This is a genomic window from Acinetobacter sp. WCHAc060042, assembly GCF_003231195.1.
Lineage (GTDB): Bacteria > Pseudomonadota > Gammaproteobacteria > Pseudomonadales > Moraxellaceae > Acinetobacter.
The window spans coordinates 65,646-80,381 of the sequence record NZ_QKVN01000005.1 but is presented as its reverse complement, the minus strand read 5'-3'; the positions used below and the strand labels follow the sequence as shown (position 1 = coordinate 80,381).

10 protein-coding genes are annotated in these 14,736 nt (G+C 42.3%); 9 read left to right on the top strand and 1 reads right to left on the bottom strand.

Annotation, left to right across the window (positions count from 1 at the left end; translation table 11 throughout):
- Nucleotides 1–141 precede the first annotated feature (141 nt).
- The 9 genes from DPG01_RS03610 to DPG01_RS03570 all read left to right on the top strand — a co-directional run bounded on the left by DPG01_RS03610 (nucleotide 142) and on the right by DPG01_RS03570 (nucleotide 13,151).
- On the top strand, nucleotides 142–420 hold the full coding sequence (locus DPG01_RS03610; protein WP_110974238.1) for a hypothetical protein: 279 nt from the start codon (nucleotides 142–144) through the stop codon (nucleotides 418–420).
- A 22-nt stretch (nucleotides 421–442) separates the two neighbouring features.
- On the top strand, nucleotides 443–1,474 hold the full coding sequence (locus tag DPG01_RS03605; protein WP_110974209.1) for a DUF932 domain-containing protein: 1,032 nt from the start codon (nucleotides 443–445) through the stop codon (nucleotides 1,472–1,474).
- Nucleotides 1,475–1,648: 174 nt separating this feature from the next.
- Nucleotides 1,649–2,707, top strand: a complete 1,059-nt coding sequence (locus DPG01_RS03600; protein ID WP_110974208.1) for a YqaJ viral recombinase family protein — start codon at nucleotides 1,649–1,651, stop codon at nucleotides 2,705–2,707.
- A 197-nt stretch (nucleotides 2,708–2,904) separates the two neighbouring features.
- Entirely contained in the window at nucleotides 2,905–3,789 is an 885-nt protein-coding gene (locus DPG01_RS03595) for a hydrolase or metal-binding protein (RefSeq protein WP_110974207.1), read from the top strand.
- A 79-nt stretch (nucleotides 3,790–3,868) separates the two neighbouring features.
- The gene (locus tag DPG01_RS03590) at nucleotides 3,869–4,099 is read left to right on the top strand and encodes a helix-turn-helix transcriptional regulator (protein WP_004884796.1); all 231 of its coding nucleotides are present in this window, start codon (nucleotides 3,869–3,871) and stop codon (nucleotides 4,097–4,099) included.
- Nucleotides 4,100–4,364: 265 nt separating this feature from the next.
- Nucleotides 4,365–6,650 (top strand): type I restriction-modification system subunit M, encoded by a 2,286-nt coding sequence (locus DPG01_RS03585; protein WP_110974206.1) that lies wholly within the window; start codon nucleotides 4,365–4,367, stop codon nucleotides 6,648–6,650.
- Nucleotides 6,650–8,011, top strand: a complete 1,362-nt coding sequence (locus tag DPG01_RS03580; RefSeq protein WP_110974205.1) for a restriction endonuclease subunit S — start codon at nucleotides 6,650–6,652, stop codon at nucleotides 8,009–8,011. The genes DPG01_RS03585 and DPG01_RS03580 overlap by 1 nt, the downstream gene beginning before the upstream one ends.
- Nucleotides 8,008–11,256, top strand: a complete 3,249-nt coding sequence (locus DPG01_RS03575) for a type I restriction endonuclease subunit R (RefSeq protein ID WP_110974204.1) — start codon at nucleotides 8,008–8,010, stop codon at nucleotides 11,254–11,256. The genes DPG01_RS03580 and DPG01_RS03575 overlap by 4 nt, the downstream gene beginning before the upstream one ends.
- Before the next feature lie 23 nt (nucleotides 11,257–11,279).
- Nucleotides 11,280–13,151, top strand: coding sequence for a DUF262 domain-containing protein (locus DPG01_RS03570; RefSeq protein ID WP_110974203.1), 1,872 nt, complete (start codon nucleotides 11,280–11,282; stop codon nucleotides 13,149–13,151).
- A gap of 210 nt (nucleotides 13,152–13,361) precedes the next feature.
- Here DPG01_RS03570 and DPG01_RS03565 read toward each other — a convergent pair whose 3' ends face one another.
- Nucleotides 13,362–14,558 carry a tyrosine-type recombinase/integrase gene (locus DPG01_RS03565; protein ID WP_110974237.1) on the bottom strand — a complete coding sequence of 399 codons (1,197 nt, stop codon included), beginning with the start codon at nucleotides 14,556–14,558 and terminating at the stop codon, nucleotides 13,362–13,364.
- Nucleotides 14,559–14,736: the final 178 nt, after the last annotated feature.

Sequence of the window (14,736 nt, the reverse complement as noted above, 5' to 3'; positions counted from 1 at the left end):
AATTCAAATTTGTTAAAGCAATATAATTTCAGCGAATTGAAAAGTATTTTAGATATACATTATCTAGATGAAAACGAGGTTTTAAATACTTTGCAAGGCTTGCCAATCGGTGAGCCTTTGTCATTTCTAGAGGTATATATTATGAGTTTAAATTGTCCTTATTGTTTTTCGGATCAGGTTATTCAAGTGGTTAATCAGCAGGTGAGTGGATCTGATTCTACAGGTCTAGCCGCATCTGCATCGTTCGCAACTATCGGTGCAACCCTTTCAAAGGGTTTACCTTTGCCTGTATCACCACTGCTTGGCGGGCTTGCAGGTGCAGTCATTGGTGGCCTATTCAGTAGTGTGTTTGATGAGCCTAAAAAGCCGATCACGCTGACCTATTATCACTGCAATCACTGTCAGCAGAATTTTCGTTGAATTAGCATAGGAGATAAGAACGATGGCACATCAAATCGAACAAATCGCCTATGTTGGCGAAACCCCTTGGCATGGTCTCGGTAATCAGCTGAGTCCGAATCAACCACTGGAAGTCTGGGCACAGCAAGCTGGAATGGATTGGCGGATTGAATCCTCGAATGTCAGCTATATGGCACAGAATGAACGTGGCCAAAGCATCATCATGCCATTTGAAGAGCAGCGTGTCTTGTATCGTTCAGATACCCATGCACCTTTATCTGTGGTCAGTCAGCGTTATCAGGAAGTTCAGCCTAAAGAGATTCTGGAGTTTTATCGGGATCTGACTGAACAATCAGGCTTTGAGCTAGAAACCGCAGGGGTGCTGAAAGGTGGGAAGAAGTTCTGGGCATTAGCGCGTACAGGTCAAAGTACCGCGTTAAAGTCTAAGGATGTCAGTAATGGTTATATCCTGCTGGCTACTGCGTGTGATGGCACCTTGGCAACGACAGCACAGTTCACCAGTATCCGGGTGGTCTGTAACAACACTTTGGCGATTGCCTTACGTGGGCAGAGCAGTAGTGCAGGTGTAGTAAAAGTGCCACATAGCACCAAGTTCGATGCAGAGAAAGTGAAACAGCAATTGGGTGTTTCAGTTCGTGCTTGGGATGAGCACATGTATGAGATGAAACAGCTCACACAGCGTAAGGTGAGTCAGCAGGAAGCCAAGGCCTACTTTGATGCCGTGTTCAATAACAGCACCATGTCAATTTCTGATCCTGAAGAAAACATCATTCAGTTCTATCGCAATGTCGCGCAGCAAGCTCAGGAGAAAAAGCCTGAACCGAATGGTCGTGCCATGAATAAAGCTTTGGAGATGTTTAATGGTCAAGGTCGCGGTGCTGACCTGTTATCAGCCAAAGACACGGCTTATGGCTTACTGTGTTCGATCACGGAATTTGTGGATCATGAACGACGTGCCATGAGTACAGATCACCGTCTTGACTCAGCTTGGTTCGGTGCAGGTGCGGGTGTGAAACAAAGAGGATTGGAGCAAGCGCTTGCTTTGATCGCCTGAAATGAACTGACTTACTTATGTCGAAATCAAGTCACCCCAAACAAATGCTCATCAGAGCACTCATGTAACCCCTTTCAATTAATAAGCATGCATATCGCCATACCCGACCTTGTGTCGGGTATGGCTTTTTTATGCATTTCTTTTACATAGATCAGAATTTATAAGGATAATTCCATGAATCAAATTGTACATATTTCCCATCAGCCTACGACTCTAGGATCAAAAATTGTAGTCAATCCAACTATCACGACCAAACGCTCAACAGCAGCCAAGCGATTGGTTAATACCAAAGGGATGGAATATCAGGACTGGCTCGAAGTGCGTAAACAAGGTATTGGTAGCAGTGATGCCGCGACTGCCTGTGGTCTTAATCCCTATATGTCGATGCTGGAACTCTGGCTAATCAAAACCGGACGACAGGCTCAATCCATAGAAGATGAAAGTTCAGGTGTAGCGCCGTTGTATTGGGGTAAGCAGCTGGAACCTTTGGTGGCAGAGTTCTATAGCATGCACACCCATAATAAGGTGCGACGGATCAATGCGGTACTTCAGCATCCTGATCCCGATAAACACTTTATGTTAGCCAATCTGGATTACAGCGTGGTCGGTAGTGAGGACGTTCAGATCCTGGAATGCAAAACCGCAGGTGAGCATGGAGCAAAATTGTGGCGAGATGGTGTGCCTTTATACGTGCTGTGTCAGGTGCAACACCAACTTGCGGTAACAGGTAAACAGGCAGCGCATGTTTGTGTCTTGATCTGTGGGCATGAAACCAAGATCTTCAAAGTGACACGATCAGAATCCGTGATTGAACATATTGTGCAAGCAGAACGATATTTCTGGGAATGCGTGGAAAAGGATACACCACCATCCGTGGATGCAAGTGAATCCGCAGCTAAAGCGATTCAACAACTCTATCCAGCGCATGTACCTTTAACGGTAGAGGATCTTTCGCAAAATGAAAATGCCAATTTGATGTTCGACCAGCTCATCAAAATGAAAGAAGAGATTCAGCATCAGCAGGAACGCTTTGACCAACTTAAACATGAAATTCAGATGATGATGCAAGACAAAGAAAGGGCTGTCTTTGCACATGGCTCAGTAGTCTGGAAGAAAGCTAAGGATTCTATCAGCCTCAACACCAAGGCATTGCTTCAGCACCAGCCTGAACTCATCGAGCTTTATCCACTTGAAAAGCAGGGTAGTCGTCGATTCAACATCTATACCGACTAAGTCCTATTTACACAGCACCAAATCAAAAATTCACAAAAATCGCTCCCCGCTCTCTACCCTTCGGTAGAGAGCAAATCGGTCGCGATCTCTGTAGCACTTTATCTGGCTCTACATTCTTTGGGTAACTTATTTGGTCCTTGTTCTGACCTACATACATAGACCCAAATTTGTAAGGTAATACATTAAGGAATATCAACATGATTAAAGGTTTAGCAATTACTCCTCCAATACTCGGACGGATCAGTATCGGTCGGATGATCGAGAAGAATGGTAAACGCCTACCGGAAAAGGATGACCAGTTCACCATTACTTCCCAGATTCAAAGCAAAGAAGGCTGGATCAAACATCCACTGGATGATCAGCTGCGAGCGAATGCTCCGAATCAAAAGCTACGTTCAATCCCTGTCAGAATGATCTTTAATGATCCAGATTTAAACCTGCGTGCAGAATACAGCCTGTTTGACCGACAGACTGGAAGACCTGTCTGTGTCGGTAATGGAGAAACCTGCCAACGTTTAACCAACCAAGGCGTGGAGCAACATCCCTGTCCATCCCCCGATTTATGTCCATTGGCTCAAGGAGGGAACTGCAAGCCCTACGGGCGTTTGCATGTGAACTTAGATGAATCGGATGAGTTTGGTACCTTCATCTTTAGAACTACAGGCTTTAATAGTATTCGGACTTTGGCAGCACGCTTAAGTTATTACCATGCAGCTTCAGGAGGCTTGTTGTCATGTCTACCCTTGCAATTGATATTGCGGGGCAAGAGTACGACACAGAGTTATCGTCAGCCGGTGTATTACGTGGATCTAACGTTAAGGGAAGGGATTAGCTTGAATGAAGCGATTATTCAGGCGAAGCAAATTGATGAACAGAGCAAGCAGGCTGGGTTTTATCAGGAAGCTTTAGACTTTACCGCAAGGAAGGGTTTTGGGAATGGAAGGATGGACGTAGACATGGAGGAAGGTTTGGATGTAATTGAAGAGTTTTATCAGCCTGTTGAAGGCCAGCAGATTGAGGAAACGCAGCCTGAATTTAATATTCAGCAGGGATTGAAAGGGTCTGTGACGGCTTTGAATTAAATCAGACAAGGTAAAACCTTACGAGATTGCCGTATCTCATGAGCGAGTTGCTCGAAATCATGAGATAGGAGTAAACATCATGAATGCATTTGTAGGTCAAACTTTCCCGATGAATCAAATCGTTAATATTAAAGAGGTGGTTCAATTTACAAGTATTAGTCGAGCTAAAATCTATGAAATGATCAATGAGAAATCAAAATACTACGATCCTACTTTTCCAAAGCCTGTGCGACTAAGTGAATCTCGTATTGGCTGGTCAGCTTGGGAAATAAATCAATGGATTGAAGATAAGCTGGAAAATCGTGAATAAAAGTGGGGAGCTTCGGCTCCCTTATTTTTTGGTTTTCAGTAAACTATGGAAATGTTAAAAATCTAAAGAATAAAATGAATCAAGCCATTCACTACTACAATCAAAAGATGCTTTAAACGACATTTTCTGTCGCTGAGTGAAATCAATTCAGTGATTAATCACTATTTTTTTCCAAAAGTTCAACAAAATTTCAGTAAGATAAAGGTAAGCAAGTTTTCAGTTGATGCTACTGCGTCAAATAAGAACCAGGATTTTTCAGAACACTATGACCAACAATAACTTTTCACAAATCGCTTCTTTCATCTGGTCGGTTGCCGACCTGCTGCGTGGTGACTTCAAACAATCGCAATATGGCCGCATCATTCTGCCATTCACCTTGTTGCGTCGTCTGGAATGTGTACTGGAAGAAAGCAAGGCTGCGGTACTGGCAGAACATGAAAAAGTCTCCAAGCTGAATCTGCCAGAAGAAGCACAAGAAAAGTTATTGCTGCGTGCCACCAACGGTCTAGCCTTCTTTAACACCTCCCCAATGGATCTCAGCAAAATGGGGCAGAGTGATATCAAGGCCAACTTAAGCACCTATGTGCAAAGTTTCTCTAAAGATGCCCGTGAGATTTTTGAATACTTTAACTTCATCGAATTTGCGGGCCTCCTCGATGATGCCAACCTTTTGTATAAAGTCGTGCAAAAGTTTGCCACCACGGATCTGAGTCCAAAGAGCGTATCCAACCATGACATGGGTTTGGTGTTTGAAGAACTGATCCGTCGTTTTGCCGAAGGTTCTAATGAAACCGCAGGGGAACACTTTACCCCGCGTGACATCGTGCGTCTGACCACGGCACTGGTGTTTATGGAAGATGATGATGTGCTGACCAAAGACGGCATTATCCGTACCATTTATGACCCGACTGCGGGAACAGGCGGCTTCCTGTCTTCAGGGATGGAATATCTGCATGAGCTGAACCCGAATGCGGTGATGCGTGCCTTTGGTCAGGAACTCAATCCAGAATCCTACGCCATCTGTAAAGCCGACATGCTGATCAAAGGCCAGGACGTGAGCCGGATTAAACTGGGTAACACCCTGTCGAATGACCAGCTTGCTGTGGATCAGTTTGACTACATGCTGTCGAATCCACCCTTTGGCGTGGACTGGAAAAAGATCGAACAGGACATCAAGGACGAGCATGAACACAAGGGCTTTGATGGACGTTTCGGTGCTGGCTTGCCACGGGTATCGGATGGTTCACTATTATTCCTGATGCACCTGATCAGCAAGATGCGTGATGCCAGTAGTAGCGAGAGCGGCAGCCGCATCGGGATTATCCTGAATGGTTCACCATTGTTTACTGGCAGTGCAGGCAGTGGCGAAAGTGAGATCCGTCGCTATATTTTAGAAGCCGATTTGCTGGAAGCCATTATTGCCTTACCGAACGACATGTTCTACAACACCGGGATTGCCACCTATATCTGGGTACTCAGCAATAAAAAAGCCGCTGAACGTAAAGGCAAGGTACAGCTGATTAATGCCTCAAACCTCAGTACCAAAATGCGTAAGTCGCTAGGTTCAAAACGTAACTATCTGACTGAAGCTGAAATTGCCACCATTACCCAAAATTACGGTGACTTTGTCGCGGTAGATACTTTGGCAAACGATGGCGAAACCGAACAGCAAAAACCATTTGCCAGCAAAATCTTTGACAGTCACGAATTTGGTTACCGTCGCGTGACCATTGAACGTCCATTACGTTTATCGGCACAGATCACGGATATTGCGATTGCTGCATTACGTTTTGCGCCAAAACCGTTTAATGCCGTGATGCAAAGTATCGATGCGCAATTGGGCACAGCCTTTGGTACAGCGTGGACAGCAGAAACTTATGGTCAGTTGCAGGATGTGGCGCTTGAAGTCCGTGCCTTGATTAAAGCCGAGTTCCCTGAGCTAAAAGAAAAAGACATTAAAGAGGTACTGGACAGCAAAATTTGGCTATTCCAGAAAGCCTTGATGGAAAAAGCCCAAGCCTTACAGGACGTGATTGGCACTGAGCAGTTTGATGATTTTAACCAGTTTGATGAAGTGCTGAAAAAAGCCCTCAAGCAAACCGACATCAAGTTGGATGCTAAAGAGAAGAAACAGTTGTTAGATGCCATTACCTGGAAGAATCCTGAAGCAGAACCGGTGATTAACAAGGTGCTGAAACAGGCGGAAAACCCACTGTATGGCCAGTTTAGCTACCAAGGCAAAGTGGTGGAGTTTGTGCAGGATGGTGACTTGCGTGATGCGGAGAACATTGCACTGAATCCAAAAGTCAGCACTACAGAGCTGATTGAAGATTACTTCAAACGTGAAGTACAGCCACACGTGCCGGATGCCTGGATCAATGCCGACAAGCGTGATGAAAAAGATGGCGAGATTGGTATTGTCGGTTATGAAATTCCATTTAACCGTCATTTCTACGTGTACCAGCCACCACGTGATTTAGCTGAGATTGATGCGGATCTGGATGCGGTGAGTGCCGAGATTATGCAGCTGCTACAAGAGGTGCATTCATAATGGCAAAGTATCAGACCTATGCTGAATATAAGGATTCAGGGGTAGAGTGGTTGGGTAATGTGCCACAGCATTGGGCATTAGTACCATGTAGAGCAGTCGTAGATCATATTGTTGAAAAAAATTCTAATAATGCATTGGACAATTATTTGTCATTAATGGCGAATATTGGAGTGATCAAATATGAAGATAAAGGTGATGTTGGAAATAAGAAGCCGGATGATTTATCTAAATGTAAAATTGTTAGGAAAGGTCAATTAGTAATCAATAGTATGAATTATGCTATTGGCTCTTATGGAATGTCACCTTACGACGGTATTTGTAGTCCTGTATATATTGTTTTACAAGCCAAAAAAGATGTTTTTTTAGAAAGGTTTGCTTTAAGAATTTTTGAAAATACCCCATTCCAAAAATATTTAGCAACTTTTGGAAATGGAATACTAGAGCATCGAGCAGCTATTAATTGGGAAGATATAAAAAATAAATATGTTCCTTTACCTACGTTAGATGAACAAAAAAATATTTTAGATTTCCTCGACCATGAAACCACCAAAATCGATCACTTAATTGAAAAACAACAACAACTGATTGAACTGCTGAAAGAAAAACGCCAAGCGGTGATTAGTCATGCCGTAACCAAAGGACTCGATCCGAATGTCCTGATGAAAGATTCGGGTGTGGAATGGTTAGGGAACGTGCCGGAGCATTGGGATGTAAGGCAATTACGGTATTTAGGTAGCTGTCAAAATGGAATTAATATTGGTGCAGAGTATTTTGGATCGGGTTCACCGTTTATTAGTTATGGTGATGTGTATCGAAACACTGCATTACCTAAAAACTTTGAAGGCTTAGTACAGTCTACAGAAAACGACAAAAAGATATATTCAGTTATTCGTGGAGATGTTTTATTTACTAGAACATCAGAAACTATTGAGGAAATTGGTTTTTCTTCGACGTGCCTGCGTGATGTCAAGCATGCAACTTTTGCTGGTTTTCTTATTAGATTCAGGCCAAATGAAAATATCTTTTATCCAGAGTACTCACAGTTTTTATTCCGAAATCAATTGCTCAGAGCATTTTTTGTGAAAGAAATGAATTTGGTAACAAGAGCTTCTTTAAGTCAGGAATTGTTAAAGAAATTACCAGTCGTACTTCCAAGTTATGAAGAACAAAAAAATATTGCGGAGTTTCTCACTAAAAAAGATGGAAACTTCGAACAGTTAATTATTAATGCCAACAAAACAATTAATTTATTAAAAGAACGCCGAACTGCCTTAATCTCAGCCGCTGTCACTGGTAAAATTGACGTTCACAACTGGCAAGCTCCAACGCTTGCTGAGGCAGACACGGAGTTAAGTGCATGAGTCTAGACGCCACCCGTGAAAGTATTTTCCAGAACGACATCATTCAGCAGATGCTGGCTCAGGGCTGGCAACTCGGTACGCCACAAGGCTACAACCGTGAAACCGCCTTGTATGAGCAGGACGTACTAGACTTTGTGCAGCAGACACAAAGCCAGGACTGGCAGAAATTCCAGCGCATCTTTCCAAATGATACCGAACGGCATTTTCTAGAAGCCGTGGTTGCCCAGCTGAAGAAAGCCGACATCAATGCCACTGATGAACAATCCCGTAGCTATGGCACTTTGGGTGTACTGCGTCACGGAGTGAAAACCCGCAGCGCACGTTTTTTCCTCTGTCAGTTTAAACCAGAACATGCGCTAAATCCCGATACCTTAGCCAATTACAAAAAGAACATCTGCCGCATTGTGCCAGAGTTGGTCTATAGCCCGTATGCTACGGCTGCCGAGTTACAGGACATGGGCAAACAGGCCAAAAAATGGCGTATTGACTTGGTATTGTTTATTAACGGCTTTCCTGTTGCTACTCTGGAACTCAAGTCCGAGTTTAAACAGGCGGTACAGAATGCCATGTTGCAGTACAAACGCACCCGCTTGCCCAAAGATCCAGAAACCAACAAGCCTGAACCCTTACTGATGTTTAAGCGTGGCGCATTGGTACACTTTGCCGTGAGTCAATACGAAGTCTATATGGCGACCCAATTGGCCGGAGAAGATACCTTCTTCCTGCCATTCAATAAAGGCACGCATGACGGTGGCGCAGGCAATGATGTGCCAGAAGACCAGAATCAGTACGCTACGGCCTATCTGTGGAATGAAGTCCTCACACCGGACAATTTGCTGAATATCATTGGACGTTTTGTCCATCTGCAAATTGAAGAAAAAGAAGACTGGGAAGGCCGCAAGTACAAAAAAGAACTGCTGATCTTCCCACGTTACCACCAGTGGAATGTGGTCACCAAACTGATCAATGCCGCATTAGAGGAGGGCACTGGACAGAAATATCTGATTCAGCACAGTGCAGGTTCAGGTAAGTCCAACTCGATTGCCTGGACAGCGCATCAGCTGTCTACCTTGTACGATCACAATAATCAGAAACTATTTGATTCAGTGATTGTGGTCACTGACCGTACCATTCTGGATGCCCAGCTACAGGACACCATCTACCAGTTTGAACATGCCGATGGCGTGGTCGGACGCATCAACAATAAAGAAGGCGATGGCTCCAAATCGGAAAAACTGGCCAAGGCACTCGAAACCTCACAGCCGATTATCATTGTGACCATCCAGACTTTCCCCTTTGTGCTGCGTGCGATTGAAAACAGTACCAATCTGAAACAGCGACGTTATGCGGTGATTGCCGATGAAGCGCATTCTTCACAAAGCGGCTCTACGGCACGACAACTGAAAGAAGTGTTGATGCTGGAAGAGCGCGAAGAGGATGCTGAACTGTCTTCGGAAGATATTCTGGATGCGGTGGTGGCTGCACGTAAGGGCAGTAATAACCTCAGCTACTATGCCTTTACCGCGACACCGAAAGACAAAACCCTGCAACTGTTTGGCCGTGTACCCAATCCTGAGCTACCAGCATCCAAGCAAAACAAGCCGGAAGCCTTCCATGTTTACTCCATGCGCCAAGCCATTGAAGAGGGCTTTATTCTGGATGTGCTAAAAAACTACACCAACTATAAAGTGGTGTATAAGCTCAAACAGAAAATTGAAGAAGCCGACAAACAGGTCGATGCCAAAAAAGCTAAGATCAGACTGAATCAGTGGGTGCGCCTGCATGACCACAACATTTCTCAGAAAGTGAAAGTTATTGTCGAGCATTTCAAAAATAACGTGATGGGCTTATTGGGTGGGCAGGCTAAAGCCATGGTGGTGACCAGTTCACGTAAAGAAGCGGTGCGTTATAAGTTGGCCTTTGACAAATACGTGACGGATCAGGGTTACAAGTCTATTCAGGCTATGGTCGCTTTTTCGGGTGAGGTTGAGTTTAATGACAAGGATACCGACAGCAGTGGTTTAGTCGGGCAGACCTTTAACGAACGCAACATGAACCCGGGGCTGAAAGGACGGGAAATGCGCAAGGCCTTTGATAGCGATGACTATCAGGTGATGCTGGTGGCTAACAAGTTCCAGACTGGGTTTGACCAACCGAAACTGTGTGCCATGTACGTAGACAAAAAGCTGGGTGGTGTTGAGTGCGTACAAACCTTGTCACGCTTGAACCGTACCTATCCGGGCAAAGCGGAATCTGGCACCTTTGTCTTGGATTTCTTTAACGATCCTGAAGACATTCTTGGGGCCTTCCAGCCTTACTATCAAACGGCAGAACTGGCTGATGTATCGAATCCGGATCAGATCTTTGACTTGTTGGAAAAGCTGAAAGCTACCAAGATTTTTCTGTGGACGGAAGTTGAACAGTTTGTAGAAGCCTTTTTTACCAAGAACAAATCCAATGCTGCGATCAGTAATATCTGCAAACCCGCGGTTGAACGCTGGCAGAAACGTTATAGTCAGGCCATCGAAGCCTATAACACCACCCGTGACATGCTGGAACGCTGCAAGAAAACCAATGATGCGGTGCTGATTGCCAATGCCGACAATGCCTTTAAAGAGGCTAAGCTTGAAAAAGACAAGCTGGAAATCTTTAAAAAAGACTTGGGAAGCTTTACTCGTTTTTACGAGTTTATGTCGCAGATCGTGGACTACGATGACAAAGAACTGGAGAAGCTCAGTCTGTATGCGCGTAACCTGCGTCCATTGCTGCGTGAAACCGTAACGAAAGATGATGAGGTGGACTTAAGTAATGTCAGCATGAGCCATTACCGCTTGTCCAAGATCCGTCAGCAGGACATCAAGCTGAAAGAAGATGCCGAAGATTTTAAGCTGGAACCGGGCAATGACCTCGGTGCAGCCAAGCCACGTGATAAGAAAGAAGAATTCCTGTCACAGATTATAGAGCGTCTGAATGATGTCTTTATCACCGATAACCTGACTGATAAAGATATGCTCAACTATGCCTATACGGTACGTGACAAACTGGCTGAGAATGAAATTGTCATGAAGCAGATCGCTAACAATACCCGCGAACAGGCCATGCTGGGGGATTTCCCGAAAGCCATGGATGATGCCATTCTTGGCAGTAGTGCGGCACATCAGGAACAGATGATGCAGTTGCTGTCTGATCCGGCGAAAGCCAGCATATTTGCGAGAGTGATCTTTGATATGTTGAGTGGTGGGTAATTTTAGAGAGAGGGGGAAAGAGAATGCAAATTGATGCCCAAGTAAAAAGTATTTCAGATATTAATCAATTCTTTATTGTTCCTGATTATCAAAGGGAATATGTATGGAAAGCTAATGATCAAGTAAAACAATTCATCACAGATATAGATAATGCTTTTGAAACTTCAAATAATGATTCGAGCTACTATCTAGGGTCTGTAATTATTGTTAAAAAACAGGATAATTATGATGTCATAGATGGTCAGCAACGTCTTACTACAATTGTACTAACTCTCTGTGCATTAAAAGATTTTTTAGAAAGTATTACCCGTACTGAATCTGCTGAAAACTTTTATAACGCGATTAAATCATGGTTATCGACTTTCAATATGAAAACGGCAACCCATCAAAACCGTGTAGAGTTGCAATACGAAGAAAGCCAAAATTATTTAGGCTATCTTATTCATAAAAAAGAATACAAAGGTAAAGTTACGCCATCTATTCAAAAAATGCAGGCTGCCTATGATGCGATGTATGAATATATTGCAAGTTTAAAGAATGAAGGACAAGAGCATCTAGTTGATTTTATTACTTTCTTTTTTAATAAAATTGTCCTAGTTTTTATTGTTTCTGCGGACCTTCATGGCGCATTGAAAATATTTGAAACCAGTAATCAGCGTGGGGCAAGCCTGGATGCTATGGATTTGGTTAAAAATCTTATTTTTAGTGAAGCTAATGAAAAAGATTTTCCGGATATCAAATCTAAATGGAAAATGGTTGTTGGAAATATCCATGCATGTAAGGAAGGGGAGAACCCATTACGCTTCCTACGATATTTCTTAATGGCACGTTACTGTAATAATGGAATTCTACGTGAGGAAGATATTTATAAATGGATCATTTCTGAGGGTGAGCCATTAATCAACTATAAAAATAAACCAATCGAATTTGTAAATGCATTATTGAGTGCTTCAGAACGCTATTCAAAATTAGTTAATGCGACAAGTTTAGCTGATCATCATCAAGCTTACCCTGCTGTAGTTAATATAGGCTACATTAATAAATATATGTCCAGACAGCACTTATTACTGTTGTTGGCCTTAGATGTTAATTGTGAAGATGAAGTGATCAATTATCTTGCAAAACAATTAGAAACTTTGTTTTTTGTGAGTAATACATTAGGTATACAGGCAAAATATAACGAGAACAATTTTAGTATATGGGTGCAATATTTCCGTGGCTTAAAAACCATTGAACAGGTAAAAGTTGCTGTTGAAAAAACTATTGCAAAATATATAACTAAAAAGGCGGCAGAATTTAAACAAACCTTCTTAACGAAACGTCATGATGCTTTTAATCCGCTTTATCGTCTGCGTTATATTCTAGGTACATTGGAAAATAAAGCGGCTGAGCTTTGTAATATGCCACTCAAGGACCATGGATTTATCCAAAGTCTGCAAGTTGAACATATTTTACCTCAGACACCTAAGGCTGATGTAATTCCTGAAGAGTATGGGGCTGACTATTTAGAATATAGTGGCCAAGTTTATATGTTAGGTAATGTGACATTATTAGAAAGTCAGATTAATCAGGCGGTTAATAATTTTAATAACCTAAGTGCAGATTGGTTTAAACAAAAGCAATCTGAGTATAAAAATTCAGCATTAGTACTGAGTAAAATGCTAGATAATGAGTTTAGTATTGGTAAAAATACCTCAACCAATCAATTTATCCATGATTATAAGTATGCTTTTACTGAATGGAAAAAGGAGCAGATTCTACAGCGTCAGCAAGTTTTATTGAATTTAGCTCTTTTGGCTTGGACAATTAATGGGCAAAGAATAGACCAATATAAATTTGCTGATGAAAATGAGCAACGTACAAACATAGATCAAGTTGTTACAGCTGTATTATAAGGAAACTGTAAGTCAAGGTAATCTTAGATCATTCTACATATTCAATATATTGTTTAATTATTTATTAAAATGATATTTAACTTTATTCCAGTAGCCACTTCGGTGGCTACTGGAATAAAAAGCCTACTATAGAAACTTTTAGAAGTTTTGAAGAGAAAAAATATCATCGTTGCAAAATAGCCCAAAAATTTAGCCTATTGCATAGACTATTTACCCTATCTTTTGCTTCGGAAAAGGCACTATTTTGTTTCTCAAACTATCAATAAAGTCTGACCATTCCTGCATCATCTTAGTTCTATATTCTAAATGTTGTGCATGGTTGTAGGCTTGAGAGACGGCATTTCCGACAGTATGTGCTAACTGTATTTCAATTGCATCATGCATATAGCCTTGCTCATGTAGTGTAGTAGATGCAAGTCCACGGAAGCCATGCCCCGTCATTTTTCCCGTATATCCCATGGTGCGAATCGCACTTAACAGAGCATTGTTGCTCAAAGGCTTAGCGGTACTGTGGTTATAAAAAACAAATTGCTTATTACCAGTAATGGGCTGTAACCCTTTGAGTAATTCAATAGCCTGCCTAGATAAAGGAACAATATGTGGTAAAGCCATTTTCATCTTATAAGCTGGAATTCTCCATAAACGATTATCAAAATCAATCTCATTCCATTCCATGTTAATGAGCTCGGCAGTTCTTACAAATGTTAGAGTCATAAACTGTAAAGCTGTCTTAACCAAGATATTGCCATGATAACGATCCATCCGTTCTAAGAAAGGCGGAAACTCAGAAATATCTAGGCGAGCCATATGTTTTACCTTACGTGGCTTGAGAGCTTCTTGAAGGTGGGGTGTAGGGTCGTTCTCAATAAGTCCTTTACGGATTGCATAACGAAAAATACGCCCAGCTAAAGGAATAGAGCGTTTAGCCATCTCCTGAGCACCACGTGCTTCAATTTGCTTAGCACAAGCAAGGACATCTTTTCCTTTAATCTGATCAATAGGTATATTACCTAAAGCAGGGAAAAGGTCTTTTTCAAATACAGATAGGTCACGTAAATATGTACCTTCTTTAATGACAGCCTTACGATCCTCCATCCACTCCATAGCAAGCGCTTTGAAAAGAGTGCTTTCATCGGCTTGTTGTTTCTTTTGCTTTTTCTCTTTATTGGGATTAATCCCATCTTTAAGCTTTAATCGTGCTTCATCTCTAGCACGACGAGCTTGTGCAAGCGTAGTTTCAGGGTATGTACCAATACTGAAGATATTCTCTTTTCCATTCAAACGGAACTTCATTCGCCAATGCATTCCTCCAGAAGGAGTGACCTCTAGATACATCCCTTTTTCATCAGAGTATTTGGTTTTCTTTTCTGAAGGTTTTATTTTTCTGACTTGAGCATCTGTAAGCATGGCAATAATTCCACAGAATTGGGGGTATAATTTTAGGGGTAAAATATTATACCCCTAGTTATACCCCCAACTGCATCAAGCTTGCAATAGATCAAGTAGATTGTATAAGACGTAAAAAAAGCTTAAACCTTTTAGATTTAAGCTTTTTTAGACCTTATGGGACTTCATAAGAGTTGAA